General features: G+C 59.1%; 25 protein-coding genes and 1 pseudogene. 18 read left to right on the forward strand and 8 right to left on the reverse strand.

The genetic code is table 11. From position 1 onward, the window contains the following. The first annotated feature begins 68 nt into the window (after window positions 1-68). From AB7M33_RS01805 to AB7M33_RS01825, 5 genes are all read left to right on the forward strand, one after another. Window positions 69-659: a cysteine hydrolase family protein gene (locus tag AB7M33_RS01805; RefSeq protein WP_027596009.1), complete on the forward strand. Its 591-nt coding sequence runs from the start codon at window positions 69-71 to the stop codon at window positions 657-659. Between the two features lie 89 nt (window positions 660-748). Further along, entirely contained in the window at window positions 749-1,069 is a 321-nt protein-coding gene (locus AB7M33_RS01810; RefSeq protein WP_027596008.1) for a hypothetical protein, read from the forward strand. Window positions 1,070-1,232: 163 nt separating this feature from the next. Further along, window positions 1,233-1,793 carry a Smr/MutS family protein gene (locus AB7M33_RS01815; protein ID WP_027596007.1) on the forward strand — a complete coding sequence of 187 codons (561 nt, stop codon included), beginning with the start codon at window positions 1,233-1,235 and terminating at the stop codon, window positions 1,791-1,793. 69 nt (window positions 1,794-1,862) lie between these two features. After that, a complete protein-coding gene (gene folE / locus AB7M33_RS01820) occupies window positions 1,863-2,408 on the forward strand; it encodes a GTP cyclohydrolase I FolE (RefSeq protein WP_027596006.1) in 546 nt (181 codons plus the stop codon). A 59-nt stretch (window positions 2,409-2,467) separates the two neighbouring features. Beyond that, window positions 2,468-2,833: a glutaredoxin family protein gene (locus AB7M33_RS01825; RefSeq protein WP_099428579.1), complete on the forward strand. Its 366-nt coding sequence runs from the start codon at window positions 2,468-2,470 to the stop codon at window positions 2,831-2,833. A gap of 570 nt (window positions 2,834-3,403) precedes the next feature. Here the strand turns inward: AB7M33_RS01825 and AB7M33_RS01830 are convergent. Beyond that, window positions 3,404-4,006 carry a glutathione S-transferase family protein gene (locus AB7M33_RS01830; RefSeq protein WP_085273724.1) on the reverse strand — a complete coding sequence of 201 codons (603 nt, stop codon included), beginning with the start codon at window positions 4,004-4,006 and terminating at the stop codon, window positions 3,404-3,406. A gap of 145 nt (window positions 4,007-4,151) precedes the next feature. On the opposite strand from AB7M33_RS01830, the gene AB7M33_RS01835 reads away from it, so the two are divergent. Beyond that, a complete protein-coding gene (locus AB7M33_RS01835) occupies window positions 4,152-5,342 on the forward strand; it encodes a benzoate/H(+) symporter BenE family transporter (protein WP_252827054.1) in 1,191 nt (396 codons plus the stop codon). A gap of 84 nt (window positions 5,343-5,426) precedes the next feature. Here AB7M33_RS01835 and AB7M33_RS01840 read toward each other — a convergent pair whose 3' ends face one another. The 3 genes and pseudogenes from AB7M33_RS01840 to AB7M33_RS01850 all read right to left on the reverse strand — a co-directional run bounded on the left by AB7M33_RS01840 (window position 5,427) and on the right by AB7M33_RS01850 (window position 8,882). After that, window positions 5,427-6,308, reverse strand: a complete 882-nt coding sequence (locus AB7M33_RS01840) for a methyl-accepting chemotaxis protein (protein WP_454244193.1) — start codon at window positions 6,306-6,308, stop codon at window positions 5,427-5,429. Beyond that, a pseudogene (locus tag AB7M33_RS01845) lies at window positions 6,288-7,367 on the reverse strand (HAMP domain-containing protein); the annotation flags it as partial. The pseudogene AB7M33_RS01845 and the gene AB7M33_RS01840, both read right to left, overlap by 21 nt. A 117-nt stretch (window positions 7,368-7,484) precedes the next feature. Then, window positions 7,485-8,882 carry an aminotransferase-like domain-containing protein gene (locus AB7M33_RS01850; protein WP_454242340.1) on the reverse strand — a complete coding sequence of 466 codons (1,398 nt, stop codon included), beginning with the start codon at window positions 8,880-8,882 and terminating at the stop codon, window positions 7,485-7,487. A gap of 586 nt (window positions 8,883-9,468) precedes the next feature. Here AB7M33_RS01850 and AB7M33_RS01855 point away from each other — a divergent pair. Continuing rightward, a complete protein-coding gene (locus AB7M33_RS01855; protein WP_454242341.1) occupies window positions 9,469-10,638 on the forward strand; it encodes an MFS transporter in 1,170 nt (389 codons plus the stop codon). 147 nt (window positions 10,639-10,785) lie between these two features. Here AB7M33_RS01855 and AB7M33_RS01860 read toward each other — a convergent pair whose 3' ends face one another. Further along, a complete protein-coding gene (locus AB7M33_RS01860) occupies window positions 10,786-11,547 on the reverse strand; it encodes an SDR family oxidoreductase (RefSeq protein WP_186679476.1) in 762 nt (253 codons plus the stop codon). Between the two features lie 529 nt (window positions 11,548-12,076). Here AB7M33_RS01860 and AB7M33_RS01865 point away from each other — a divergent pair. After that, window positions 12,077-13,078, forward strand: coding sequence for an NADP-dependent oxidoreductase (locus AB7M33_RS01865; RefSeq protein WP_186703946.1), 1,002 nt, complete (start codon window positions 12,077-12,079; stop codon window positions 13,076-13,078). 345 nt (window positions 13,079-13,423) lie between these two features. Here the strand turns inward: AB7M33_RS01865 and pyrF are convergent, their stop codons facing one another. Further along, on the reverse strand, window positions 13,424-14,125 hold the full coding sequence (pyrF, locus tag AB7M33_RS01870; protein WP_454242342.1) for an orotidine-5'-phosphate decarboxylase: 702 nt from the start codon (window positions 14,123-14,125) through the stop codon (window positions 13,424-13,426). Window positions 14,126-14,307: 182 nt separating this feature from the next. Between pyrF and AB7M33_RS01875 the strand changes: the two genes are divergently transcribed. Further along, a complete protein-coding gene (locus AB7M33_RS01875; protein ID WP_016500979.1) occupies window positions 14,308-14,475 on the forward strand; it encodes a DUF2897 family protein in 168 nt (55 codons plus the stop codon). A gap of 239 nt (window positions 14,476-14,714) precedes the next feature. Here AB7M33_RS01875 and AB7M33_RS01880 read toward each other — a convergent pair whose 3' ends face one another. After that, the gene (locus tag AB7M33_RS01880; protein ID WP_085273731.1) at window positions 14,715-15,047 is read right to left on the reverse strand and encodes a ComEA family DNA-binding protein; all 333 of its coding nucleotides are present in this window, start codon (window positions 15,045-15,047) and stop codon (window positions 14,715-14,717) included. A 437-nt stretch (window positions 15,048-15,484) separates the two neighbouring features. Continuing rightward, window positions 15,485-17,149, reverse strand: coding sequence for a glucose-6-phosphate isomerase (gene pgi, locus AB7M33_RS01885; RefSeq protein ID WP_454242343.1), 1,665 nt, complete (start codon window positions 17,147-17,149; stop codon window positions 15,485-15,487). Between the two features lie 812 nt (window positions 17,150-17,961). Here pgi and AB7M33_RS01890 point away from each other — a divergent pair. From AB7M33_RS01890 to AB7M33_RS01930, 9 genes are all read left to right on the forward strand, one after another. After that, complete coding sequence (locus tag AB7M33_RS01890) at window positions 17,962-18,753, forward strand: ABC transporter permease (RefSeq protein ID WP_085273733.1); 792 nt, start codon at window positions 17,962-17,964, stop codon at window positions 18,751-18,753. Between the two features lie 12 nt (window positions 18,754-18,765). Next, window positions 18,766-19,419 (forward strand): ABC transporter ATP-binding protein, encoded by a 654-nt coding sequence (locus AB7M33_RS01895; RefSeq protein WP_085273734.1) that lies wholly within the window; start codon window positions 18,766-18,768, stop codon window positions 19,417-19,419. 45 nt (window positions 19,420-19,464) lie between these two features. Further along, entirely contained in the window at window positions 19,465-20,571 is a 1,107-nt protein-coding gene (locus AB7M33_RS01900) for an ABC transporter permease (RefSeq protein ID WP_085273735.1), read from the forward strand. Next, on the forward strand, window positions 20,564-21,649 hold the full coding sequence (locus AB7M33_RS01905) for a polysaccharide biosynthesis/export family protein (RefSeq protein WP_085273736.1): 1,086 nt from the start codon (window positions 20,564-20,566) through the stop codon (window positions 21,647-21,649). The genes AB7M33_RS01900 and AB7M33_RS01905 overlap by 8 nt, the downstream gene beginning before the upstream one ends. 130 nt (window positions 21,650-21,779) lie before the next feature. Continuing rightward, on the forward strand, window positions 21,780-22,772 hold the full coding sequence (locus tag AB7M33_RS01910; RefSeq protein WP_454242344.1) for a galactosyltransferase-related protein: 993 nt from the start codon (window positions 21,780-21,782) through the stop codon (window positions 22,770-22,772). Beyond that, a complete protein-coding gene (locus AB7M33_RS01915; RefSeq protein WP_454242345.1) occupies window positions 22,765-24,294 on the forward strand; it encodes a stealth conserved region 3 domain-containing protein in 1,530 nt (509 codons plus the stop codon). Before AB7M33_RS01910 ends, AB7M33_RS01915 begins: the two co-directional genes overlap by 8 nt. A gap of 35 nt (window positions 24,295-24,329) precedes the next feature. Continuing rightward, complete coding sequence (locus tag AB7M33_RS01920; RefSeq protein ID WP_085273739.1) at window positions 24,330-25,103, forward strand: hypothetical protein; 774 nt, start codon at window positions 24,330-24,332, stop codon at window positions 25,101-25,103. A gap of 59 nt (window positions 25,104-25,162) precedes the next feature. Then, window positions 25,163-25,582 carry a glycerol-3-phosphate cytidylyltransferase gene (tagD, locus tag AB7M33_RS01925; RefSeq protein ID WP_085273740.1) on the forward strand — a complete coding sequence of 140 codons (420 nt, stop codon included), beginning with the start codon at window positions 25,163-25,165 and terminating at the stop codon, window positions 25,580-25,582. Window positions 25,583-25,593: 11 nt separating this feature from the next. Then, a complete protein-coding gene (locus AB7M33_RS01930) occupies window positions 25,594-26,598 on the forward strand; it encodes a hypothetical protein (protein WP_186679446.1) in 1,005 nt (334 codons plus the stop codon). Window positions 26,599-26,829: the final 231 nt, after the last annotated feature.

Below are 26,829 nucleotides of genomic sequence, written 5' to 3' on the forward strand. Positions count from 1 at the left end.
TCAACCATTCCCATTGACGCCAAGGCAAGGGACAATAGGTATACAAAAGCCCTTCCAAGGAGCCCTTGATGTCCGTTCCAACCACGATGTTCCGCCTCACTGGCCGCGACTACCCGCCGGCCAAGCTGAGCCACGCCAGCCTGATCATCATCGATGCGCAAAAGGAGTACCTCAGTGGTCCCCTGGCACTGTCGGGCATGGACGAGGCCGTGGCCAACATCGCCCGGTTGCTCGATGCCGCGCGCAAGAGCGGCCGTCCGATCATCCACGTCCGTCACCTGGGCACTGTCGGTGGCCGTTTCGACCCACAAGGCAGCGGTGGCCAGTTCATCCCTGGGCTGGAGCCACACGAAGGCGAAATCGTCATCGAAAAGCGCATGCCTAACGCGTTCAAGAACACCAAGCTGCACGACACCCTGCAGGCGCTGGGCCACCTGGACCTGATCGTCTGCGGTTTCATGAGCCACTCCAGCGTCAGCACCACCGTGCGCCGCGCCAAGGACTATGGTTATCGGTGCACCCTGGTGGAAGACGCCTCGGCGACCCGCGACCTGGCGTTCAAGGACGGGGTCATCCCGGCCGCACAGATTCACCAGTGTGAAATGGCCGTGATGGCCGACAACTTCGCCTGTGTCGCCCCTACCGCCAGCCTGATCTGATCCAGGGCGGGTAACGACCGCCCGGCAGCCGGGCGGAACCCAAAGGGCGAGCGCAGGTCGAATTCCGGATATCCACAGAGGAAATCGGAATGAAGCTCAAAGGCAGTTTCGACGCCAAACGCCTGCGCACGCGCGAACCGCGCAATTGGGGCGCACGCCTGGCTGCCGGCCTGTCCGCCTTGCTGGCAACACTGGGTGTGCTGCTGGCCATGGCCGGCATCGCCGGCCTGCTGGGCAATTACCCGGCCCTGCAAGAACTCAATGCCAACAAACCGCTGGCCAGCATCCTCACCGGGGCTGGCTTGCTGTTGCTGTGGCTGGGCGTGCGCTTCTGGCGGCGCAGCCGTATTCGCCTGCGTCGCGGGCGGGAATTGAACCTGTCGCCGCACTTGATGAAAAAACACGACTGACTCTCTTGTATCGCCTGTGCGGGCCTCTTCGCGGGTAAACCCGCTCCCACAAGGTTCAGTGTCCGCGCGAAACCTGTGGGAGCGGGTTTACCCGCGAAGAGGCCCGCACAGGCTGCACACAGCCCCACAGTCGCGTAAACTACGCCGCCCACGTGGAGGCATCATGCAAGACGACGACTTTTCCCTGTTCCATGCCGAAGTGCGCGGCGTCAAGCCGATCAAGCACGACCGTGCCGAGGTCGGCAAACCCAAGGCCGACCGAAAGCAGCTGGCCGGCCTGCGGCAGGCGGCTACCGTGCGCAGCGACAAGGCACTGGTGATCGACGGCATGTCCGACCAGTTCGTCATCGACGTTGGCGCCGAAGACGAACTGATGTGGCGCCGTGACGGCGTGCAGGAAACCCAGCTGCGCAAACTCAAACTCGGCCAGATCGCTTTCGAGGGCAGCCTCGACCTGCACGGCATGACCGTCGAGAAAGCCCGTGAAACACTCTGGGACTTCATCGCCGAGGCCACCAAGCTGGAAGTGCGCTGTGTCCGCGTCACCCACGGCAAGGCCGCGCGCCTCGACGGCAAGCGCCCGATGATCAAGAGTCACGTCAACACCTGGCTGCGCCAGCACCCGCAAGTGCTCGGTTTTGCCTCGTGCAACCCGCGCCATGGCGGCACCGGCGCGGTGTATGTGATGCTTAAACGAACCATGCTCGAAGGACGCGACGAGTAACGCCGCGCTTGCAGCGCCGCCCTTGCCGCCGTACCCTTCGTTTTTGCGATTTTTCCCACAGGTAGATACATGTCCCTGGAACAGAACTACACCGAGATTCTCAGCCAGATCGGCGAGGACGTCTCCCGTGAGGGCCTGCTCGACACGCCCAAGCGGGCTGCAAAGGCCATGAAGTACCTTTGCCGCGGTTATGAGCAGACGCTGGAAGAAGTCACCAACGGCGCGCTGTTCACCTCCGACAACAGCGAGATGGTACTGGTCCGGGACATCGAGCTGTACTCGATGTGCGAGCACCACATGCTGCCCTTCATCGGCAAGGCGCACGTGGCCTACCTGCCCAAGGGCAAGGTGCTGGGCCTGTCGAAGGTGGCACGCATCGTCGACATGTACGCACGCCGCCTGCAGATTCAGGAAAACCTCAGCCGCCAGATCGCCGAAGCGGTCGAGAAGGTAACGGGCGCTGCTGGCGTGGCCGTGGTCATCGAAGCCAAGCACATGTGCATGATGATGCGCGGTGTCGAGAAGCAGAATTCGAGCATGATCACCTCGGTGATGCTGGGCGAATTCCGCGCCAACGCCGCCACCCGCAGTGAGTTCCTCAGCCTGATCAAGTGATTGGCTGGTTACCCTGAGCCGACCCTGCTGGGTCGGCTTTTTCTTTTCAGGAGTTGCCCATGATCGTCAAAGCCCTGCGGGTTGGCCTCGGCCAGCTCATCGTGTTCGGCGACTGGATCAGCCGCCCGGCCAAGCGCAAGCGCGATGCCGCCGCCCAGGCGCGTGTCGAGCAAGCGGCCAATGGCCTTGCGCTGTACCAGTTCCATGCCTGCCCGTTCTGCGTCAAAACCCGCCGCACCCTGCACCGCTTGAACGTGCCAGTGGCGCTGCGTGACGCCAAGAACGACCCGGAGCATCGCCAGGCGCTGCTGGAAGGCGGTGGCCGCGTGAAAGTGCCGTGCCTGCGCATCGAGGAAGAAGGCAAGGTGAGCTGGATGTATGAGTCCAAGGCCATCATTGCCTACCTGGACAAGCGCTTCGCCTGACCTGGCACCGCTTGGGCTGACCTTGTACCTCTTCGGCTGACCTTGTACTTCTTCGGCTGACCTCGTACTTCTTCGGCTGACCTTGTACTTCTTCGGCTGACCTTGTACTTCTTCGGCCGACCTTGTACTTCTTCGGCTGACCTTGTACTTCTTCGGCTGACCTTGTACTTCTTCGGCCGACCTTGTACTTCTTCGGCCGACCTTGTACTTCTTCGGCTGACCTTCTTCTTCGGCTGACGTTGTACTTCTCTGGCTGACCTTGTACTTGTAGGAGCAGCCTTGTGCTGCGAAGAGGCCGGTGCAGGCTGAGGATATCTCTGTGGCTTGCACCGGCCTCTTCGCAGCACAAGGCTGCTCCTACAATGAATTGTGCCAAGGCAAGAAATTGCGCCTGGGCAAGAAATTGCGCCTGGGCAAGGAATTGCGCCCAGGCGGGGAATCGCGCCCGGGCAAGGAATCGCGCCCAGGCGGGGAATCGCGCCCGGGCAAGGAATCGCGCCCAGGCGGGGAATTGCGCCAGGCAAGGAATCGCGCCCAGGCGGGAATCGCGCCCGGGCTAGTCGAATAGGCTCAGCCCACCATCGGCACATGCCGCGGATGGCTGGCCACGCGCTCCAGCCAGGCCCTGACCGCCGGGTAATCCGTCAGGTCGAACCCACCCTGCTGCGCCACATGGGTGTAGGCATACAACGCCACGTCGGCAATCGAATACTGCTGCCCCACCAGATACGGCGTCATCTGCAACTGCCGCTCCATCACCTTCAGCGCCTTGTACCCGCCCTTGTGCAGCTTGCGGTACTCCTCCAGCCGATCATCCGGCAACCCCAGGTAAAACTGGATGAACCGCGCCACGGCAATATACGGCTCATGGCTGTACTGCTCGAAAAACTGCCACTGCAAGACCTGCGTGCGCAACCGCGGCTCAGTGGGCAGGAACTCGCTGCCGTCGGCGAGGAAGTTGAGAATGGCATTGGATTCCCACAGGTACGTGCCGTCTTCCAGCTCCAGCACCGGCACCTTGCCATTGGGGTTCATCGCCAGAAATTCAGGCGTCTCGGTTTCGCCTTTTAGAATATCCACCGGGTGCCACTCATACGGCCGGCCCAGCAGGCTCAGCATCAGCTTGACCTTGTAGCAGTTGCCCGACTGGTAATCGCCATAGACCTTGTACATCACCCCTCCCCTCCCATGCAGTTGCGCATTCGTGCCCAATAGTTGGCGACTGTACGGCTAAAAGCAATGGCCGCTGTATGGCAAGGATCAACCTTGCTCGCGTTAGTCTGAAAAAACTGCTTACACCTTTACAAGGATTTTGTTCATGACCGATGCCACTTCCGCACGCCTGCGGCCCCTGGCAGACAGCTCCCCGTCGGCGGTGGTCGCCGGCTTCATTGCCATGCTCACCGGCTATACCAGCTCACTGGTGCTGATGTTTCAGGCCGGCCAGGCGGCCGGGCTGACCACTGCGCAGATTTCGTCCTGGATCTGGGCGCTGTCGATCGGCATGGCGGTGTGCAGCATTGGCCTGTCGCTGCGCTACCGCACGCCGATCACCGTGGCCTGGTCGACCCCAGGCGCTGCGCTGCTGATCACCAGCCTGGGCGGCGTCAGCTATGGCGAGGCCATTGGGGCGTACATCACCTGCGCCGTGCTGGTCCTGATCTGCGGCCTGACCGGCAGTTTCGAGCGCCTGGTCAAACGTATTCCGGCCTCGCTGGCCTCGGCGCTGCTGGCGGGTATCTTGTTCAAGATCGGCAGCGAGATCTTCGTCGCCGCGCAGCACCGCACCTTGCTGGTGCTGGGCATGTTCTTCAGCTACCTGCTGGTCAAGCGCCTGTCGCCGCGTTACTGCGTGCTGGCCGCGTTGCTGGTCGGTACGGCGCTGTCTGGCGCCCTTGGCCTGCTGGACTTCAGCGGCTTCCGCCTGGAAGTGGCCACGCCGGTGTGGACCACGCCGAGCTTCTCGCTGGGGGCGACCATCAGCATTGGGATTCCGCTGTTCGTGGTGGCGATGACCTCGCAGAACATGCCCGGCGTGGCCGTGCTGCGGGCCGATGGCTACCAGGTGCCGGCTTCACCGTTGATTTCGGCGACCGGGTTTGCCTCGTTGCTGCTGGCACCGTTTGGCTCGCACGGGGTGAACCTGGCAGCGATCAGCGCAGCGATCTGCACCGGGCCACATGCCCATGAAGACCCGAGCAAGCGCTACACCGCGGCGGTGTGGTGCGGGATTTTCTATGGCATTGCCGGGGTGTTCGGGGCAACGTTGGCGGCGCTGTTTGCGGCATTGCCGAAAGAGCTGGTGCTGTCGATTGCGGCCTTGGCGTTGTTTGGCTCGATCATGAACGGGCTGACCGTGGCCATGGGCGAGGCGCGCGAGCGTGAGGCGGCGTTGATTACCTTTATGGTGACGGCGTCGGGGTTGACGCTGTTCTCGATCGGGTCGGCGTTCTGGGGGATTGTGGCGGGGGTTTTGACGTTGATGATTTTGAATCCGCGTAGGGTATGACGGGAGATCGGCGTCGGGGTTGAGATCGAGCGCCGCCCGCGCGGCGCTCGATCTCAATACCGACACACCTGCCCCGCCAAGCACCTACAACCTGAAATGCCCCACCATCCCCTTCAAGTCCGTACCCAACTGCGCCAGTTCGACACTCGACCTGGCATTGTCCTGCATCGCCAACGCCGCCTGATCGGCACTGCCGCGGATCTGCGTAACGCTGCGGCTGATCTCTTCGGCCACCGAGCTCTGCTGCTCGGCCGCGGCGGCAATCTGCTGGTTCATCTGCTGGATCATTGAAACCGCCGAGGCAATGCTGCCCAGCGCACTTTCAGTCTGCAACACATCCGCCACCGCCAAACGCACCAGCTCGGTACTGCCGCGGATCTGCGCCACCGACTGCTGGGCGTTGCCGCGCAAGCTCCCCACCAGGGTCTCGATCTGCTCGGTCGATTGCCGGGTACGCCGGGCCAAGGCCCGCACCTCATCGGCCACCACCGCAAAACCACGCCCCTGCTCGCCCGCACGCGCCGCTTCGATCGCGGCATTGAGCGCCAGCAGGTTGGTCTGCTCGGCGACGCTCTTGATCACTTCCAGTACATCGCCAATGGTGTGGATCTCGGCACTGAGGCTGTCGATGCCGGCACTGGCCGTCTCGGCAGCCGACGCCAACTGCTCGATACGCTGCATGCTTTGACGCACCACCACTTGCCCAGACTCGACCTTGTCATCGGCAGACTGGGCCGCCTGCGCCGCTTCCTCGGCATTGCGCGCCACATCGTGCACGGTGGCCGTCATCTGCTGCATGGCGGTGGCCACCTGTTCGGTCTCCTCCTTCTGGCTGCCCACCTCGCGGTTGGTCTGCTCGGTCACCGCCGACAGCGCCTGCGCACTGCCGGCCAGTTGCTCGATACCCTGCTGCAGCCCGCTGACAATGCCCGACAGCCCGGCCGCCATCTGCTGCATGGCCTGCATCAACTGCCCCACCTCGTCGCGGCGCGGCGCTTCTGCTTCCAGGCTCAACTCGCCCGCGGCAATGCGCCGGGCTCGGGCGATGACGCGCTTGAGCGGGCCGACCACCGCACGGGTGATCAGCCAGGCCGCCAGCACACCCACCAACAGCGCCAGCCCCGTGGCCAGGGCGATGGCCAGGGCATTGCGCGACAGCTCACCTTGCAGGGCCTGCTCCTGCGCCAGGTAGGCTTGGTCGACCCGGCCGGTGACCTGCTCGGCCCGCGCCTGCAGCTGCGCCTTCAAGCCCTGCTCCTTGGCCAACAGGTCGGTGTATTCGTTGAGTTTGTCGGAGAAACTGCCGATGTGCCCAGCCACTTCGCCCAGCACACTCTGGTACCCGGCATCACTGACGGCGGCCTTGAGCTGCTCGACCAGGCTTGCGGCTTCGAGGGTCTGGGCGATGCGCGTCTGGCCCGCGCCTTCTTCACCCTTGCGGCTCTTGTCCAGGCGCACGCGGGCTTCGTCCATTGCTTGCAGCATCAGCCGCGACACCTGCGCCACCTGCGCGGCCTGCTCCAGAAACTCGCCGCCCTGCTGGCCCTGGGATTGTTTGAGGGTGTAGGTGCCGTCGTCGGCCAGCCCGGCCTGCAGCACATCCAGGTTGTTGGCCACGCTGGACACCGACCAACTGGCCATGTCCAGCGCCAGCTCCTTGGCCTGCACCGCTTCGACAAAGGCCTCGAACGCCTGGCCATAGGCGCTTAGCTCAGCCTCGGCCGCCGCCAGCGCCGGCAAGCCACGGGCGCGCTCGGCCAAGCCCTGCAGGCCCGCGCGCAAGGCCTCGGCCTGCTTGATGTCAGAACTCATGGCAAAGGTTTGTTCGTGCTGGCGCAACCTGAGCAGGTCGGTATTGACCTGGGCCAGCTGGCGCAAGCCGTCGAAGCGCTGGCCCACGCTGTGCAACGCGGCGATGCCGATGGCCGCCACCGCCAGCGTCAACAACAGCACCAAGGTAAAGCCCAGGCCGAGCTTGCGGGCCATGCCCAGGTTGGCCAGAACACCGTGCTTGGTCGCGCCCATCGCCGATTCCCCTTCACCTTGTCAGGTTTTGCCGAAGGCCAAGCGTGGCAACGATACCCGTGCACTCACAAGGGCCTGACGCCAGAATAGTGTCAAATAGCTATGAGCGTGTCGCTTTCAGTGTGCTGGAGGTCGCCCTGCGTGTTTGAAGAAGGCCTGGGCGCGGGAATCCTGCCCGTAAGCGACATTGATGCGCAGCCAATCGCTGGTCGCGCCCTGGTAATCGAAGGCGCTGCCAGGGGTGAGCAGCACCGCATGCTCCAGGGCCAGCCGCTCCAGGCTGGCAACGTCACGCCCGGGTACCCGCGCCCACACGAACATACCGCCGTAAGGCTCACAGAACACCTCCCACCCTGCCTGCTCCAACTGCCCGAGCAATTTGGCCATGTGCTGGCCCAGGCGCACCCGCAGGCGTTGCACGCTTTTGCGGTAGCTGCCGTTGGCAAGCATCTGCCCCACCACCTGCTCGGCGAAGCGCGACGTGCCGATGCCACTGACCATCTTCAGCTCGGCCAGCCGCGCCAGCAGGGCCGGGTCGGCGACCAGGTAGCCGACCCGCAGCGAGCTGCTGAGGGTTTTGGAAAAGCTGGCCATGTAGATGACCCGCTGTTCGCTGTCCAGCGTAGCCAGGCGCGTGGCCGGGCCTTCCTGGAAGTCGGCGTAGATATCGTCTTCGATGATGCGCAGGTCGTGCTCGCGGGCCAGCTCCAGCAGGCGGTAGGCAACCTTGGGGGTCAGGCTGGTGCCGGTCGGGTTGTGGTACAGGCTGTTGATGAACAGGCAACGCGGGCGGTGTTCGGCCAGCAAGCGCTCCAGCGCCGCCAGGTCTGGGCCTTCGGCCAGGCGGGGCACGGGCAACATGCGCACCTGGTGCTGGCGCAGCAGGTTGTACAGGTTGTAGTAACCGGGGTTTTCCACCAGCACCGTATCGCCAGGGCGCAGCAAGGTGCGCACCAGCAGGTCGAGGCCATGGCTGGCGCCTTGAGTGGTGAGGATGCGTTCGGGGCCGGCGGCGATGCCCTGGCGCGCCAGGCGCTTGTGCAGTTGCTGACGCAGGCTGGCCAGGCCCAGCGGTGGGCAGTAGTCGAACAGGTCCTGCGGGTTGCCGCGGCTGACCTGGCGCACCGCCTGGGCCAGCTCGGTGGCCGCACGCCAGCTGTTGGGCAACCAGCCACAGCCGAGTTTGAGCAGCTCGTCATGGCCCTCGCGAAACTGCCGCCAGTGGCCATCGCCAGCCTCGCCCCAGGGCAAGCCATCGTCCGCCTCGCCCACCGGTTTGCGCTCGGCGACGAAAAAACCGGTGCCATGCCGCGCCTCCAGCCAGCCGCTGGCGACCAGGCGATCATAGGCCTCGATCACACAAGACGCGCTGACCGCCTGGCTGCGCGCCAACGCACGGATCGACGGCAGACGGGCGCCGGGGCGCAGGCGTTGGTGGCCGATCCAGGTTTGCAGGTGGTTGGTGAGCTGCTGCACCAAGGGCGTGGTGCTGGTGCGGTCTAGAGGGAAGTGCATGGCAAGTGTTCGCAGGTTTTGAGCGAACAGTTAAGCATAAATGGGGTGGCGGTGTGTCTGGTTGCGGGGGCTGATTGGAATCATTGTTGCCACGCCGGCACGGCCCTTACATCGCACGCGATTCGGGTAGGAGCAGCCTTGTGCTGCGAAGAGGCCGGTGACCACACCGGAAATCTTGGCTGCTGCCACTGGCCTCTTCGCAGCACAAGGCTGCTCCTACCGGGATTTTTCACAGCCCATTGAACCGCGCGCTGTACCTGTGGGAGCGGGCTTGCCCGCGAAGAGGCCGGTGACAACACCGGAAATCTTGACTGCTGCCACTGGCCTCTTCGCAGCACAAGGCTGCTCCTACCCGGATTTTTCACAGCCCATTGAACCGCGCGCTGTACCTGTGGGAGCGGGCTTGCCCCGCGAAGAGGCCGGTGAAAACACCGGAAATCTTGACTGCTTGCACTGGCCTCTTCGCAGCACAAGGCTGCTCCTACCCGGATTTTTCACAGCCCATTGAACCGCGCGCTGTACTTGTGGGAGCGGGCTTGCCCGCGAAGAGGCCGGCACTGCCCTTTAAAAAACCAGGATCTTACCTATGCCCCGCGCCCCCGCCAGACTGGCCTTCGCCCTGTGCCTGATCACCCTCGCCGTCAACCTCCAGGCCCCGCTCTACATCACCTACGCCGACCTCTCCGGCCAGGGGGCCGCCGCCACCGCCGTGGCCTTCTCCGGCTACGTGCTGGGCGTACTCCCTGTACTCCTGGCCCTCGGCGGGCTGGCCGACAGGGTTGGCCGCCGCCCATTGATCATCGCCGCGCTGATCCTGTCGATGATCGCCACCGTGCTCATGCTACTCGCCCCCAGCCTGCAAACCCTTGGCCTGGCGCGGCTGTTCCTGGGCCTGGGCACCGGCCTTGCCTCGGCCACGGCAACCGCCTACATGGGCGAGCTGATGGGCAGTGACGGCAGCCCCCGTGCCGCCAACTGGGTCACCGCCAGCACCTCACTGGGCTTCGGCCTGGGCGCCGCGCTTACCAGCCTGTTCCTGCTGCGCGGCCCGAGCCTGACCCCAGGCAGCTTCCACCTGCAGCTGCTGCTCGCCGCCGTTGCCCTGGTGCTGGTCTGGCGCCTGCCCGACCCGCGCCCGACACAGCGCAGCGCCATGCTACGGCCGCCGTGCTACCCCCGCGGCAGCGTTGCCTACGGCCTGGCCATCTTGCTGGCCTGGGCCTGCGTTGGCTTGGTCATCGCCCTGCTGCCGGGGATTTTGCGCCAGCATGGCTTGAGTGCCTGGTCGGGGTTCTCGACCTTCTGCGTGATCAGCTGCGGCTTGTTGTTTCAGCCGATGGCACGTCGCCTGTCGAGCCTCAAGGCCACGCTGCTGGGGCTGCTGATTCTGCCGTGCAGTTACGCGGTGCTGGCCTGGGGGGCCGATGCTGGGCAACTGGGGGCCGTGTTGCTGGGCGCGGTGGCGGCCAGCAGTGCGTGTTACGGGTTTATCTACCTGGGCGGGTTGGCGGCGGTGAACCAACTGGCCGGCACAGAAAAAACCCGGGCCAGTGCCGGGTTCTTCTTGCTGGCGTACCTGGGCTTCAGCTTGCCAGTGATCTTTACCGGGTTGCTGAGCGACCGCTTGGGGTCACGGACGGCCTTGCTGGTGTTTGGTGGGGTGCTGCTGCTGGGGTGCGTGCTGGTTGGGTTGGCGTTGTGGTTGTCTGCGCGGACTGCTGCAGCGCAAAGCCCGCAGCCCCAAGTACGCAGCTGACCCTTGTAGGAGCGGCCTTGCGTCGCGAAAGGGCCGCGGAGCGGCCCCACGATTTCAGCGTTTTGGCAAAGGATGCTGGGGCCGCTCTGCGGCCCTTTCGCGACGCAAGGCCGCTCCTACAAAAAAAGATCACACGCCCCGGACTTGTCAGATCGCCGTAGCCCCACCATCCACTGTCAGGCTGTGCCCTGTGGTGAAGGCTGCCCCATCGCTGCACAGGTACAGCACCGCACTGGCAATCTCCTCCACCTTGCCGATGCGCCCCACCGGGTGCATCGCCGCCGCGAATTCCGCCTTGCGCGGGTCCGCTTCATAGGCACGGCGGAACATGTCGGTATCGATCACCGCCGGGCACACCGCGTTAACCCGGATGCCCTTCTTCGCATACTCGATGGCCGCCGACTTGGTCAGGCCGATGACCGCGTGCTTGGAGGCACTGTAGATGCTCATCTTCGGTGCCGCCCCCAGCCCCGCCACCGACGCAGTATTGACGATCGCCCCACCGCCCTGGGCCAGCAGCAATGGCAACTGATACTTCATGCACAGCCACACCCCTTTGACGTTGACGCCCATGATGGCGTCGAACTGCGCCTCGCTGCCCTCGGCCAAGCGGCCCTGCTCGATCTCGATACCGGCATTGTTGTAGGCATAGTCCAAGCGGCCATAGGCGGCGATGAGCTGCTCATGCAGCTGGCGCACATCCGCCTCCCGGGTGACGTCGCAGGCGATGAACATCGCATCACCGCCCGCCTCGTGAATCAACGCCACCGTGGCCTCACCGCCGACCGGGTCGAGGTCGGCCACCACCACCTTCAAGCCTTCACGGGCGAAGGCCAGCGCCGTTGCCCGGCCGATACCTGCGGCGCCACCGGTGACCAGGGCTACCTGGCCGGAAAAGGTCATGCTCATCGTTTGCTCCTGGTTGTTGTTGGGGTTGCATCAGGGCCGCTAGGTGCAGGGCTGGAGAGGGTGGCGCCTGTGAGATCGAGCGCCGCCCGCGCGGCGCATCGCGAGCAACGCTCGCTACGTTTGTTTTTGGCCAGTAACGCCTGTGACAGGCGCGCGCGACCGCCTTGTTTGTTCGACGCGATATCGCGCCATGCGCCAAAGGCGGTCGCGCGCGTTTGCCCCAGGAATAATTGGCCCGAAACAAACGTAGGAGCGAGCGTTGCTCGCGATGCGCCGCGCGGGCGGCGCTCGATCTCCCGGCCACCAAACATCTTCCGCCGAACACCTGCCGGCCATTACCCAATGCCGCGCCAAACACCCACCCACCATCACCCACCCTCTGCCCCAGAGCATAGTCACGCCCTTCCCCCCAGTGCAGCATCATCACACCCACGGTTGAGCTACCATGCCTACCAGTGATTTTGCGCTACAACCTGCATCAGCAAGGTAAATTGCCCCTACACCGATCAACTGCCCACAAGGACCCGCCATGACCCAGACCAACCGCCGCTTCCTGCTCGCCAAACGCCCGGTCGGCGCCGTGCGCCGTGACGACTTCAGCTTCGAGGCAGTACCCGCCGAACAGCCCGGCGAAGGCCAGATTCTGGTGCGCAACCTGTACCTGTCCCTCGACCCCGCCATGCGCGGCTGGATGAACGAAGGCAAGTCCTATATCCCCCCAGTGGCCCTCGGCCAAGTGATGCGCGCCCTCGGCGTCGGCGAAGTGGTGGCCTCCAACCACCCCGACTACAAACCCGGCGATCACGTCAGCGGCCCGCTCGGCGTGCAGGACTACTTCACCGGCGAGCCCCAAGGCCTGCACAAGATCGACCCCAGCCTCGCCCCCCTGCCCCGCTACCTCTCGGCCCTGGGCATGACCGGCATGACCGCCTACTTCGCCCTGCTCGAAGTCGGCCAACCCAAAACCGGTGACACCGTGGTCATCTCCGGCGCCGCCGGCGCAGTCGGCAGCATCGTCGGGCAGATCGCCAAGCTCAAAGGCTGCCACGTGGTCGGCATCGCCGGCGGCGCCGAAAAATGCCAATACCTCAAGGACGAACTCGGCTTCGACGGCGTCATCGACTACAAGGCCGAAGACGTGCTGGCCGGCCTCAAGCGCGAATGCCCGAAAGGGGTAGACGTGTACTTTGACAACGTCGGCGGCGAGATCCTCGATGCCGTGCTCACCCGCATCAACCTCAAGGCCCGCATCGTCATCTGCGGCGCCATCAGCCAGTACAACAACAAAGAAGCCGTCAAAGGCCCGGCCAACTACCTGTCGCTGCTGGTGAACCGCGCGCGCATGGAAGGCTTTGTGGTGTTTGACCATGCCAAGGATTACGGCAAAGCCGCGCAGGAAATCGCCGGCTGGCTGGCCGCTGGCAAAGTGAAGAGCAAGGAAGATGTGGTGGAAGGGTTGGAGACCTTCCCAGAGACGCTGCTCAAGCTGTTCAGCGGCGAGAATTTTGGCAAGTTGGTGTTGAAGGTCTGACTGCGTAGGCCCTGGATTTCAGTGCCTGTCTCGATTGTTGTGTCGGGGCGTAAATCGAGCGCCGCCCGCGCGGCGCATCGCGAGCAACGCTCGCTCCTACGTTTGTTTTTGGCCAATAACGCCTGTAGCAGGCGCGCGCGACCGCCTTGGCGCATGGCGCGATATCGCGTCGTACAAACAAGGCGGTCGCGCGCGTTTGCCCCAGGAATAACTGGCCCGAAACAAACGTAGGAGCGAGCGTTGCTCGCGATGCGCCGCGCGGGCGGCGCTCGATCTCACAGGCACCAAAACTGCTGTGGCGAACCCCTACCGACGCAAACGCAAACGCAAACGCAACCCAACCCCTTACCCGCGAATTTCAGCTACAACCGCAGCCAAAGCCTGTGCCGGGTCCGCCGCCTGGCTGATCGGCCGCCCGATCACCAAGTAATCCGAGCCAGCATCCAGCGCCTGACGCGGGGTCAAAATGCGGCGTTGGTCATCCTGAGCGCTACCCGCCGGGCGAATACCCGGGGTCACCAGTTGCAGCGAAGGGTGCGCAGCCTTCAGTGCCGTTGCCTCCAGCGCCGAGCACACCAGCCCGTCCATGCCCGCCTTCTCGGCCAAGGCCGCCAGGCGCAGCACTTGTTCTTGCGGGTCAACATCCAGGCCGATACCCGCCAAGTCTTCACGTTCCATGCTGGTCAGCACGGTCACGCCAATCAGCAACGGCTGCTGGCCGCTGCGCTTGGCCAGCACTTCCCGGCAGGCCGACATCATGCGCAGGCCACCGGAGCAATGCACATTGACCATCCACACGCCCATCTCGGCGGCAGCCTTGACGGCCATGGCCGTGGTGTTGGGGATATCGTGGAACTTGAGGTCGAGGAATACTTCGAAGCCCTTGGCACACAGGGTCTCGACGATGCCCGAGGCACTGCTGGTGAACAGCTCCTTGCCAACCTTTACCCGGCACAGTGCAGGGTCAAGCTGGTCAGCCAGCTTCAGAGCGGCCTCACGGGTAGGGAAGTCGAGGGCGACGATCAGGGGCGTCTGGCAGGCGGACATGGTCAGGGTCTCTTGGCAAGTCGAAAACGGCGCGCATTGTAAACGAAGTGACGCAGGCTTTGGGGGCCGCGGGTCATGGAATTGGCCCTGCAAGGCCTGACTTCTATAATTGAACCAAAGGAACCGGCAATTGCTCAAATTTCATACAAGCGCCGCCCCATGATCATCAAAGGAGAACGACAATGCCCTGGTATGCCTGGCTGATACTCATCATAGCCCTCGGCTCGATTGTCGGCGGCTTGATGATGCTGCGAGATACGGCGAAAAAACTGCCGTTGACGGATGAGCAACTGCGCAAGGTGCATGAGCGCAATGCTGAGGCTGATGCAAAGGACGCGCAGGACCGCTAAATCCCCTGCCCCATTCCCTGTAGAAGACAGCAACGTCCATTCGACGTCGCTGTCATGCCAAATGAAAAGGCCTTAGTCCGCCCCTTCTCTAACCTGTGGGAGCGGGCTTGCCCGCGAAGAATCCAACACACTCTCCGCTCGAGTTCCCGCTGACTTTATCTACACCTCTCCATGGCCAATTGATGCATACGTCCATAAATGGGCTGAGCCAAGCATCGCCTGCCCAGCCCGACTGCTGATTACTCCACCATTACCTTGTCCCGATTACGCTCCAGCAACGCATTGCCGATTCCTTTGATCTCCAGCAGCTCATCCACCGACGCGAATGGGCCGTTGGCTTCCCGGTAGGCGACGATCGCTTCAGCCTTGGCCTTGCCGATGCCGTTCAGTTCTTTTTGCAGGGTTGGGGCATCGGCCTTGTTCAGGTCTAGTCGGGTGGTCTGAGCTTCCATGTGGGTGACGATTGGTACTGGTTCCTGCATGGCGGTGGTGCTGGCGGGGGCGGCGCTGACCGAGAAGGACAGGCTGGCGAACAGGGGCAGAAGCAGGTAGGACAGAACGGTATTGCGCATTAGGGATCACTCCTTGGGTTGGTCTTATCTAGCAGCAGCTTTCCTTTGGCTGCGCAATCAACCCTAGCGGTATTCCATTGTTCTAACTAGACACGCGGCTCGATGAATCGTTACCAAATGGGACAGTAAATAGCGGAGCTCCGTATACCCATATAAGCGCTCAGGCCCCACACTTCACATGATGACTAGCCTTAATCCAAATATTTTATAACCTGCACGAAAAGCACCTCAGCGTGATACTTAAATTCGGACTTCTGACTGTGAAAAGTCCTACAAAAACGCAAGCAAAGTGGTTCGCTCCTTAAAACGAGAATCGACACCTAACTAGCGTAGATATAGGGCGCGCACTTGCGGGGCCACATTCGTAAACCGCTCGTGCCCATTGCTTCTCAGCAATGAGCAGGAGCGATTCGCTTATGACTTCTCGGCAAAAACAATCAGCCGCGGTGGCGACCACGGAAGTAATTGATCAGACCTTGCGTTGAGCCATCTTCAGCAGCGTCATCGTTACTTCCGACTAAACGCCCGTATACGCCGTTGCCCAGCTCCTTACCCAGCTCGACCCCCCACTGATCGAAGGCATTCACACCCCAGATCACGCTCTGCACGAAGACTTTATGCTCGTACATTGCAACCAGTGCACCAAGACGGCGCGGGTTAATGCGTTCGACAACCAAGGTATTACTTGGGCGGTTACCCGGGATCACTTTATGCGGGGCCAGCTTCTCGATATCTGCTTCATTCAGGCCTTTTTCCCGCAGCTCGCTTTCTGCCTCATCGCGGGTCTTGCCCAGCATCAACGCCTGACTCTGCGAAAGGCAGTTGGCGTACAGCCATTGATGATGGTCAACCACTGGGTTGAAACTCACTACCGGTACGATGAAGTCAGCAGGGATAAGGTGGGTGCCCTGGTGCAACAGCTGGTGATAAGCATGTTGCCCGTTGCAGCCAACGCCGCCCCAAATCACAGGGCCGGTTTCGGTCTTCACCGGCGTTCCATCCTGCAGGACGCTCTTGCCATTGGACTCCATGTCCAGCTGTTGTAAATGCTTGGTGATGTTGCGCAGGTAATGGTCATACGGCAGGATCGCATGGCTGCGGGCGCCCCAGAAGTTGCCATACCAGACCCCCAGCAGGGCCAGCAGCACCGGCATGTTCTGATCGAACGGCGCGGTCTGGAAGTGCTGGTCCATGGTGTAGGCACCCGACAGCAGCTCCTTGAAGTTGGCGGTACCGATGGCCAAGGCTATCGGCAGGCCGATGGCCGACCACAGCGAATAGCGCCCACCGACCCAGTCCCACATCGGGAAGATGTTCTCTTCACGGATACCGAAGGCGACGGCGGCAGCCTTATTGCTGGAGACGGCAATGAAGTGCCGGTACAACTCGGATTCCGCCCCGCCATGGGCCAAGTACCAGGTGCGCGCAGCCATGGCGTTCTTCAACGTCTCTAACGTGTTGAACGACTTCGACGAGACAATGAACAGGGTGGTTTCGGCGCGCAGGTTGGCCGACAGTTCGTGGAACTCACTGCCGTCGATGTTCGCCAGGTAATGGCAGCGTACGCCGCGTTGTGCGTAGGGCAGCAGCGCTTCGGAGACCAGTTCAGGGCCGAGGAACGAGCCGCCGATGCCGATGTTGACCACGTCGGTGATCGGCTTTTCGCTGTAACCGCGCCACAGACCGTTATGAATGCGTCCGACCAGTTCGGTGATCTGGTTGAGCACCTTGTGCACTTCTGGCATCACGTTGACGCCGTTGACGCTGAGCTTGTCGCCCACCGGGCGGCGCAGGGCGGTGTGCAGCACCGGACGGCCTTCGGAGGCGTTGATGATCTGGCCGCTGAACATCGACTTGATCGCATCCTGCAGGCCGACTTCGTTGGCCAGGTTCACCAGCAGGTCGCGGCTTTGCTCGGTGATCAGGTTTTTCGAGTAGTCGAGGAACAGGCCGCAGCTGCTCAGGGAGAATTGATCAAAGCGCTTGGCATCAGCGGCGAAGGCTTCGCGCATGCTGAAGTTCTGCATGGCCTCACGGTGGTGCTGAAGCGCCTGCCAGGCAGGGAGGGCCGTCACATCACGGGGGTTACGGTAGTACGGCATTGCGAATGATTTCCTTGATGCATAATCTGTCCATGAACAACAGCCAGCTGCTGCCAATTTCGGCGGGCATTATAGGCACTGTGCTCGCTAGGGGAATGGCTGGCGGGATAAATTGTAAGCTTGGCCGCCATCGTGACATTGACTCTATTAGTCAGCCTCCCTTCAGATCTCAATCGCCCCCAAAAAATGCCGATCTGCCTGTGGAGAGACAGCTGGGACATCGCGCGCCCTATTCAAACCTGACGCAATTGATGCCTTTCGAACAAATCATACAGGCCTCAAAGAACCATCTGAGCCCGTAAGCATCTGAATTCTATAGCCATAATGGATAAATTTTTGCCAGCATTGAGTCCTATTTTGCAGCAATTGTGCTGAGATAACAGTCGATTGAGCAGGTCGCATTGCCAGCGCAATCAGTGGATATCGACGTTATAAGGGCCAAGACGGACCTACCGTGTAAACTGGCACATCCCGAGGTGATATCTTTTTGACATCATCCATAACTATGCAGCTCTTGGGCTACAGCCCCTAATCATCTAGCCCTGCCGACATACGGATCTTGCAGCCAACTATTGAGATGTGCAGAGAGGTGACTGTGTCGCTATCACCACAGATCGAGTGAATCGAGCAGGCTTAAGATTGCAAATTCGCTCAATTTTCTTGACGCTTGCGTCTCATCGAATTACCCTCGCGCACCTTAGAACATGGAAGTATCCGGGAAATCCCCAGCCTACCCGCCAAGGGAATCGGGCCTTTCGTGAAGATGAATTCCGGCGTGCTTAGGCGCGCTGCTTTGCTTTGCGGTAACCATCTTGAAGCCTCGTTCGTCGCTGCAGATTCAGAAATCAGTCATCTTTGCCCTAGTCCTGCGCGAGGCACGAGCCCGCATCGGGGATCGACGCATGGGCGCGGTCTGGATCCTGATCGAGCCAATTTGCCATCTGCTGATTTTCTCACTGCTGTACACCATGATTCGTGGCCGGACGATCTCCGGGGTCGAATATCCCGTTTTCGTGCTGGTGGGCATGGCTCCGTTTTTGCTCTACCGCAACACGGCACTCAGGTTGATGGACAGCCTACGGGAGAACCGATCCCTGTTCGGCTACAAGCAGATCAAACCCCTCGACACCTACATAGCACGCGTAATCGTCGAAGCCTGCATCAGCGGGCTTGTCTACGCCCTTATCGTGTTCGGCTTTGCCTGGTGGGGGTTCGATATGTCTATCAACAACCCACTGATGTGGTTCATGACACTGGCGCTTGGCCTGCTTTTTGCGTTCAGTCTCGGCATGGTATTGGCGCTGATCACGCATGCCTTACCTAGCCTGAAGCTAGTCATACGCATGGTTTTCTTCCCCCTCTATTTCATATCAGGGGTACTCATCCCTGCGGCGTACCTGCCACACGCATTGATGCCGATCCTGCTGCTCAACCCGTTTCTTCACTTGACCGAACTGATTCGCGGCGAGGTACTGCCGCATTACGCAATGGTCGACGGCATCTCAATCGGTTACGTGACTGGCTTCACCCTGGTGCTGTTGTTCATTTCGCTGGGCAGCTACAGGGCACGCAGGCTGCATTTGATTTCCACCAAGAATGGATAAGGCCCGGCTACCGTGTTCGAATTGAGAAACGTCACCAAGTCATATCTGACGCCCAAGGGGCGCCGATATGTCTTTCGGAATCTGTCGCTAGCTATTCCACCTGGGAAGAACATCGGCCTTATCGGCCGTAACGGCGCTGGCAAGTCAACACTCATGCGGCTCCTGGGTGGGGCCGACGTGCCTGACTCGGGCACGATTGTCACCGACAGAAGTATCTCCTGGCCGGTTGGTTTGACGGGTGGGTTCCAAGGCAGTATGTCCGGTAGGGACAACATCAAATTCGTCTGCCGAGTCTATGGCGCAGAAGGCGAAGCAATGCGCGAGAAGATTCGCTTTGTCCAAGAGTTCGCCGAAATTGGCACCTGGATAGACGAACCGATTAAAACATACTCGTCCGGTATGCGCTCTCGCGTTGCCTTTGGCCTAAGCATGGCGTTTGACTTCGATTACTACTTAATCGACGAAGTCATGTCGGTGGGTGACGCTCAGTTCAAACGTAAGTGCAGGAAGATTTTTCGCGAGAAGCTAAAGACCTCCAATGTTGTACTCGTGTCACACTCGATGTCAGAAATCAGCAAACTCTGCGATATCGTTTTGCTCGTGAAAGATGGCGAAATAGAGATTTACGAAGACGTGATCGAAGGCATCAAAGCTTATAGCGCCTAATAATATTTTTTTGCAAGACTGTTCCATTCAAGGATGCATCACATTATGAGCAGCACGGGTAAATTCAAGGGCTGGGGCCTAGCAATCGCAATGGTCGCCCTACCAATGGTCCTGGCGGTCGTCTACTACGGTGCGTTCGCCGTTGACCGCTTTGTCAGCTCTTCCCAAGTGGTGGTGCGTCAAGACGGCAATAACCAGGCAGCCCAGGTCCCAGGTCTCGCGACTCTTTTGACCGGGACCAACCCGGCGTCGCGAGAGGAAACGCTTTACCTTCGTGAGTACATAACGTCGACAGACATGATGTTGCTACTGGAAGAGCGCGTGCACTGGATTGAGCAGTATGCCGCCCAGCGCAGCGACATTTTCTTCTGGCTGGATGAAAATGCCGAACGTGAAGACCTGCTCAAGTACTACCAGCGCATGGTTTCAGCCCACTACGACGAAACGACTGGCCTGCTGCGCGTAGAAGTCCAGGCCTTCACGCCTGAGCTTTCCGAGAAGATGCTTCGCACCATCCTGCAAGCCAGCGAACACTTCGTCAACGAAGTCAGCCATAAGATTGCACGCGAACAAATGAAGTTCGCCCAAGGCGAACTGGAAACCGCACGGCTGAACTACGCCAAACGCAAAACTCAACTGCTGACGTTCCAGAACGAGAACAAGGTTCTTGACGGCGGCACCACAGCCCAAAGTCGGGCAACTATCATTGCCGACCTCGAGAGCCAATACACGAAGGAGCAGGCCCTCCTTACCGAGATGACCTTCAAACTGCGCAATGATGCCCCTCAGGTCAGGCAGCAGCGTCAGAAGGTTGAATCGATTACTCAACAGCTGAGTAAAGAAAAACGCCTTTTGGTCTCCTCCCCACAAGGTACACAGTTGAACGTAGTGGCCTCGCGCTTCCAACAACTGACGCTGGATGCCGGGATCGCTGAAGAAAGCTACAAGACTGCTGTTGCCGCTGTTGACAACGCCCGCATCGAAGCTAGTAAGAAAATTCGGACGCTAGTAACAGTTGTTAGCCCAAATACCCCACAACTCGCCCTGTACCCAGAACGTTGGTACAACCTGGCGACCATTTTGCTTGGCCTGTTGATGCTCTACGGCATCACCCGCTTCATTCTGGCTTCGATCGAGGATCATCGTGATTAAATCCCTGGCTGTCTCTCGCACCTTCAACCTGAAGCTGGCAGCACTGGCCCTGGCAAGCCTGAGCCTGGCCGGTTGCGGCGGTACGATTTCCGGCGCAGGCCCTTACAAAGGCGCGATCGAAAGTAAAACCGAGGCCTACACCCTCGTCGACATTGACGCGAAGACCATCGCGCCCTACATGCGAGGTGCTGTTCCACCGGTGCTGGCAACGGTCACCAAGCCCGTGCCGCCGGAAGTACGGCTAATGGCAGGTGACACACTCAATGTATTGATCGCTGACACCGCACCGGAAGGCTCGTCTCTGTTCGCCCCGCTGGCTACGGGTGGCACACAGCTCAAGTCTCGTATTGACTCTGAAGGGAAGCTATCTCTCCCTTATGTGGGCCGCCAATTCGTCGCCGGCATGACATTGAATCAAGTTGAAAACATGATCCATCGTCAATTGAAAGGCATTACTACAGACGTGCAGACTCACGTCGAGCTGGTAGGTGACCTGTCGGGCTCGGTACTGGTTGCTGGCGCGGTTAAAACCCCAGGACGTTTCAGCACCCTCCAGGGTCCGCTGACCCTGCTCGACGCTGTCAACCAGGCGGGAGGCCCGGTACTCGAGCCTCACTTGGTTAACGTGACTGTGCGCAACGGCAGCCAAGTCCAACAGTTCAACTATGAAGAAGTTTTGGCAGGCAACAACATGGTTTTGCGCCCGAACTCTGAAGTAGTGCTTGACAGGGCACGACAGCGCTTCGTCGCCATGGGCGCTGTAACATCGCCAGGGCTGAAAGACTTGCCCGACCGCAATACTAGCCTCCTCGATGCATTGGGCAGCGTAGGTGGCCTGCGAGAAGGCAGCGCCAACGCAGAAGGCGTCTTCGTCTTCCGCATGGAGGCTGGCAAACCGAAACCTGTCGTCCTGCGCCTGAACATGCGAGACCCTGCGGCCATTTTCTATGCCCGCCAGGTGATGGTTAAACCAGACGATACGATCTACGTAACAAACGCAGCCGTGTATGAGTGGCAAAAAGTCATCTCCCCGATCGTGCAAACCATGGTTCTGGGACGCGCGACTGGTGTGAATTGATAGCTGGCGTAAACATGCCCGGGCAGCCGGGCATGTTTACGCGCAGCGAGTCAGATGGACCACCTCATCGTCACCGACTCTTGAATACACCGGCATAACCGTCAGTCCTGAGTAAACAGCAACCTGAACGATGAATGACATCTCGATTATCGTACCTCTCGACTTATCACAACGTCCGCTGGATATTCTGCGAAAAGCAGTCCGGATGTCGGACGCTGCCGAGAGCGCGCGCATACCTCTGATTTTCTCGCTCAACGATCAGAACAGCCTCAATGACCGGCGCCTCAAAAAAAGCCTAGAGAACAACCGCTATACTACGCTGCTGGCCAAAAAGCACTATACAGGTTCAGTGAACCCATCTTTGCTCCGAAACAGAGCATTCGAAGTAGTGAACACGGAGCTGATTGCCTTACTAGACGTCGACATTTGGCCCGACTTTTCCCTCTTGGAAAAATACAGGGACCTTATAGCCGCTAGGCATTCCCCGTTCTATTTCCTCCCCTGCATGTATCTCACGGCCAAAGGGTCGAAAGACCTTTGCAAGGGGAAAACAACCCCAGCTTTACTGAAAGAAAAATACTTCTCGTTTTCTCGAAAAGAATTCCTGCACCTGGCGAACCCCTCGTCCGTCACTTTGATGAAAAGTGATGACTACGCTGCCATCGGCCAGTTCAACGAATCCTACAGCGGGCATGGTTACGAAGACTTCGACTTCATGATGCGTTTGGCGCAGCATTATGGATCATTGCAGCCCTGCAGAGAAATGATGTCTAACAGGAGTGCGCGCTCGCCATTGTTCACCTCGGGGTTCAGGCGCGCGCTAGGCCGCCTTTCTCTTGATGCTCTATTAAACAAAGATTTTGTTTTCCATCTTTATCATGAACGACCCAATGTAATCGCGCACAAAGAGAGACGGGAATCTAATTACTCAAGATTCGTGGAAACTCACAACAGGAACTGGGGCGACGACATTTCCAAAAGCCTATTGGAAGAATTTATCGAAGCCTGTCGCCTGTCTGATCGAAGCGTCGACGACTACTCAGCGCTTTTCGAGAACAAACCAGGCCACATAGACAGATTCGATACTTTCAAGCGACGTTTGAGATTTTTATTAAATGAATAAAAAGCCAGTGAAGTACAAAAAAATACGGAAATTTCTTCGTGACCCAAACATGTTTTTCTATGACATGTTTCGTAAACGTGTCTTCAAGGATGCTCCACCTGCAGCTATCACCAAGACCGAAGCAAAACCTCAGACGGTGACACGCAGTGTCGACCTTTTAGAGGTGAATCGCCTGGGGCTGCCGGAGTACATTCGCAAGTATCTCAATGCTGGAATAGGCGCCGAGGACGGCGTCAACCCTAACAGCTTGGTACTGTGGAGCGGGTATCTCAACGGCCTGATCAGCTTCATCGCCGGACTAAAAGAATCCACACCGACCAATGTAACAATCTACACCCTAGGCGGTGGATTCAATCTAGCCTCGCGTGCAGATGACCGCTTTGATGTGAAAGCAGTCTGTTCAGCGCTAGCGCAACGTCCAGATTTTGTCGTCGAACTGTGCAATATCCTTGGCGAGACCCATGTTCTGCACTTCTACCTCTACGACCTCGCCGCTACGGGTGAAGCCACCATGCGCTCGGGCCGGGCATGGCAGCGCCGCTTCCCAATAGATATGTTTGAAGAAATCTACGCCCCCAAAGCCAAGCGCGTGGATTATCAGACCATCGACGCGGTTTACACCTGGGTAAACCACACAGACGAAAACTGGCAAACCTTATGGACAGAGTCCTTCCCGGAAGAAGGCTTCGATCCAGACCGCTATACCAATAACGACGAGCTCCGCTATTCGCTACGCTCGCTGAATAAGTACGCACCTTGGTTGAACAAGATCTATGTTGTCTCTAACTGCCAGAAACCAGAATGGCTGCGCGATGACAAAAAGGTAGTATGGGTTGATCACAACGAGATCTTCCCAGATACCGATGTGCTTCCGAACTTCAACTCGCACGCCATCGAAGCCTGCCTGCATCGGATACCAGGACTTAGCGAAAACTTCATCTACCTAAACGATGATTTTGTCCTAGGCCAGCCGTGCCTGCCGACTGATTTCTTCGATGAGATCGGGCGCTCACTTGCCTACTTCGAACCTTACGGAATGGCCGGTGACGCAATCAACGAAGAGACACCAGACTATTTGGTCGCTGCTAGCAACTCACGCAAGTTGCTACGGACTGTTTTCCCGAGTTACGAAGCCAAAAACCTCCATCGGCATGTACCCTACTGCTTGAAAAAGTCGGTATTGGAAAAGATCGAAGGGCTATTCCCAGAAGTCTTCACCTTGACACGGTCGGCCAAACGCCGTAGTCCGGATGATATCAACCTAACGTCATTCCTCTATCACCACTTTGCCTACGCATCGGGCCTGGCGGTCAAGGCAGATGCTCCAGGTATCATCATTCGCCCCACCAATATCTCCCGAGTGGTCAACAAAGAGCGCTTCAAGTACAAGCTCATTTGCTTTAACGATGGCAATGGCAGCGCAGAAGACACCACCTATAAGAATCAGACTCAGATTTTCTTCGATCAGCGTCTATTCCAAAGCGCCCCGTGGGAGCGTCATAGCCCCGCACCTAGTGCGTAAGCGTGCCTAGACGACCAGGATCAAGGAAAAATCCAGTGATTGAGAAGCTATTTAAATCAATGTTTCCCGAAACCAGCATCGATACGATGCTGGACGTAGAGACACGCACACTCCCGATCAAGGAGTATGCCCTGAGCGAGTTGGCGGCCAAGCAGATACTGCCGGACTTCTTCGAGCCGAGCTGCAAGCTATTCACCACAGCCAAGATCTACAACGATATTCTCCAGCGAAAGAAGAATGTCGAAATCAAGTTCTTGGGAAAGAAGAAAGTTGTCAACTGCACACTCGTCATCCTCAGTGACACCGCCCAGATCCGGGTGATGTTCCGTCAGAGCCACGCAAAGGTATTCATTGGGGCGAAATGCGAAGGAAAGTTTGACATTCGCCTTAACAACCTCAAGCCGACAATTTGCGTGGGCGATGCTGTTACCTCACGGGGTATGCACATCGCTGTGCATGGCACCGGTATCAGTATTGGCAAGCAATGCCTGATTGGTGAAGATGTCGTGATACAAGGTCATGATGCCCATGGCATCGTCGATATCGACACGCTTGAGCTGATCAACTCTGAAGACGCTCAGACCATCATTGAACCACGCGTCTGGCTTGGCAAGCGCGTCATCGTTCTGCCGGGCAATAGAATCTGCCAAGGTGCGATAATAGGCGCGGCATCCGTGGTCACGAAAGATGTACCCGCGTGCACACTCGCGGTCGGCATCCCGGCAAAAGTCATCAAGCACGGGGTAACGTGGTCTCGATCACGTTACAAAGTCGATGAGGAATGTAAAGACTTTATCAACAGTCTTTGAAGCACTTCGTCCATTAACCATTCGATAACATTTTATCGACTCATAATCAGGAAGATCACATGAGCACTCGTGCTAAAACCGTAATCACCTACGGCACCTTTGACTTGTTCCATGTCGGCCACGTTCGCTTGCTCGAGCGCGCACGCTCCCTGGGCGACCGCTTGATTGTGGCCGTCTCCGAGGACAGCTTCAACGAAGGCAAGGGCAAAAAATCGTACTCTAGTTACGCCGACAGAAGCCAACTCGTAGCAGCCTGCCGTCACGTAGACCTCGTCATCCCCGAACTCACTTGGGAGCAGAAGCGAGAAGACATCATCGCGCATAATGTTGACATTTTTGTGATGGGGGATGATTGGCAGGGCAAGTTCGACTTCCTTAACGACATTTGCGAAGTCGTATATCTGTCTCGCACTCCAGAGATCTCCAGCAGCTTGATCAAATCTCACCTGAAAAACCCAGCGACCCCTGCGGTCGCCTGAGGTCGGATGCGATGAGTGACCGCAAACAGGTTCATTACACCTACGTTGCCAGCGAAAATCTCCGCTTGCTGGAGCAGGAATTTGCTGCGGGCATCGACGCACAGCTGCCCGACTGGGAATCAACGCAAGCGCCCGTGGTCACACGGGCAGGCGCGGTGAACGTAACGTTTTTCATTTATCGACGTGCACACGTCATGATGTCTCATGGCCTTGCGGATAAGAATTACCTGACCCGACGCGACCCTCAACGGGGCTTTGAGATCAACAAGTATCGAACGGTCTGCGTGCCGGGTGATTGGCTCAAGCGTAAGTTGCTCACAACCCGTGGCGTGGAATTGTCGGCTAATCAGATTAAGGTCGTAGGTTGGCCACGAATCGATACGCTGCTGGCTGCCCAGCGTAAGTACTTGTCAGAACGAACGCTGGCGGAGAAGCTCGGAAAACTCTCCCCCTTCCGCAAGATTAAGGTCTTGTGGGCGCCGACGCATAACGCTGAAAGCAAAGCTGGCGTGATTTCCAGCTATCCGGGCATTCTTCACTACGAAGATAGATTGCGTACGCTCTTCGATTACGATGTCTCGCTCCATCCAAACCTACGAGAGTCCAAAAAACCGACTTTTGAAAAGCTCATCGAAGCGGATGTTGTTATCGCCGATCGTGGCACACTTGTTTATGAAGCGTGGGCGCTGGGTAAACCTGTAATCTTCCCGTCTTGGCTTATTGGTGAAGGCAACCTGTATGACGATCTCGGCTCGGCGGAAAGCCATATATTCCATGAACGTCTAGGACTGCATGCCAACAGCTTTGATGAGATGGTGGACATGATCCGCCAGGTCACCTGCCCAGATGCACGCACTCTACAGTTTATGGAGTCTTACTTACCCCGGCGCACACTCGGCTCATCCTACAAGCTAATTGCGGAAGCGGTAGACGAGGTCTGGGAATCCGGCAATCTCAGGATCGCAAAAAAAGTTCTTGCACCGAGCCGCGGAACGCCTCCCTTGGTCGCTGTTTAAAGTACTTAATGCCCCACCTGTGAACAGGCGGGGCATTAAGTTTGTGTTGCCCACTGGGTGACCATGCTGCACTCTTTAAGCGCTTTGAATTTGCTCCTTATAGGCTTGGGACTTTGAGAACTCCGTGCGGAGGCTTCTCTAGCTCTAAGAAGAATAATTGACATAGTTATAAAGGCACTCGATCATCGGGCGACCTCTACGCTCGGCTACGCTGGCCGGGCCCCACACCGC

This window comes from Pseudomonas sp. Y3 TE3536, assembly GCF_053629175.1.

Coding starts and splice junctions, on each gene's coding strand:
- AB7M33_RS01805 (WP_027596009.1), top strand. CDS start 69: ATGTCCGTTCCAACCACGATGTTCCGCCTCACTGGCCGCGACTACCCG.
- AB7M33_RS01810 (WP_027596008.1), top strand. CDS start 749: ATGAAGCTCAAAGGCAGTTTCGACGCCAAACGCCTGCGCACGCGCGAA.
- AB7M33_RS01815 (WP_027596007.1), top strand. CDS start 1,233: ATGCAAGACGACGACTTTTCCCTGTTCCATGCCGAAGTGCGCGGCGTC.
- folE (WP_027596006.1), top strand. CDS start 1,863: ATGTCCCTGGAACAGAACTACACCGAGATTCTCAGCCAGATCGGCGAG.
- AB7M33_RS01825 (WP_099428579.1), top strand. CDS start 2,468: ATGATCGTCAAAGCCCTGCGGGTTGGCCTCGGCCAGCTCATCGTGTTC.
- AB7M33_RS01830 (WP_085273724.1), bottom strand. CDS start 4,006: ATGTACAAGGTCTATGGCGATTACCAGTCGGGCAACTGCTACAAGGTC.
- AB7M33_RS01835 (WP_252827054.1), top strand. CDS start 4,152: ATGACCGATGCCACTTCCGCACGCCTGCGGCCCCTGGCAGACAGCTCC.
- AB7M33_RS01840 (WP_454244193.1), bottom strand. CDS start 6,308: ATGCAGGCCATGCAGCAGATGGCGGCCGGGCTGTCGGGCATTGTCAGC.
- AB7M33_RS01850 (WP_454242340.1), bottom strand. CDS start 8,882: ATGCACTTCCCTCTAGACCGCACCAGCACCACGCCCTTGGTGCAGCAG.
- AB7M33_RS01855 (WP_454242341.1), top strand. CDS start 9,469: ATGCCCCGCGCCCCCGCCAGACTGGCCTTCGCCCTGTGCCTGATCACC.
- AB7M33_RS01860 (WP_186679476.1), bottom strand. CDS start 11,547: ATGAGCATGACCTTTTCCGGCCAGGTAGCCCTGGTCACCGGTGGCGCC.
- AB7M33_RS01865 (WP_186703946.1), top strand. CDS start 12,077: ATGACCCAGACCAACCGCCGCTTCCTGCTCGCCAAACGCCCGGTCGGC.
- pyrF (WP_454242342.1), bottom strand. CDS start 14,125: ATGTCCGCCTGCCAGACGCCCCTGATCGTCGCCCTCGACTTCCCTACC.
- AB7M33_RS01875 (WP_016500979.1), top strand. CDS start 14,308: ATGCCCTGGTATGCCTGGCTGATACTCATCATAGCCCTCGGCTCGATT.
- AB7M33_RS01880 (WP_085273731.1), bottom strand. CDS start 15,047: ATGCGCAATACCGTTCTGTCCTACCTGCTTCTGCCCCTGTTCGCCAGC.
- pgi (WP_454242343.1), bottom strand. CDS start 17,149: ATGCCGTACTACCGTAACCCCCGTGATGTGACGGCCCTCCCTGCCTGG.
- AB7M33_RS01900 (WP_085273735.1), top strand. CDS start 19,465: ATGAGCAGCACGGGTAAATTCAAGGGCTGGGGCCTAGCAATCGCAATG.
- AB7M33_RS01910 (WP_454242344.1), top strand. CDS start 21,780: ATGAATGACATCTCGATTATCGTACCTCTCGACTTATCACAACGTCCG.
- AB7M33_RS01915 (WP_454242345.1), top strand. CDS start 22,765: ATGAATAAAAAGCCAGTGAAGTACAAAAAAATACGGAAATTTCTTCGT.
- tagD (WP_085273740.1), top strand. CDS start 25,163: ATGAGCACTCGTGCTAAAACCGTAATCACCTACGGCACCTTTGACTTG.
- AB7M33_RS01930 (WP_186679446.1), top strand. CDS start 25,594: ATGAGTGACCGCAAACAGGTTCATTACACCTACGTTGCCAGCGAAAAT.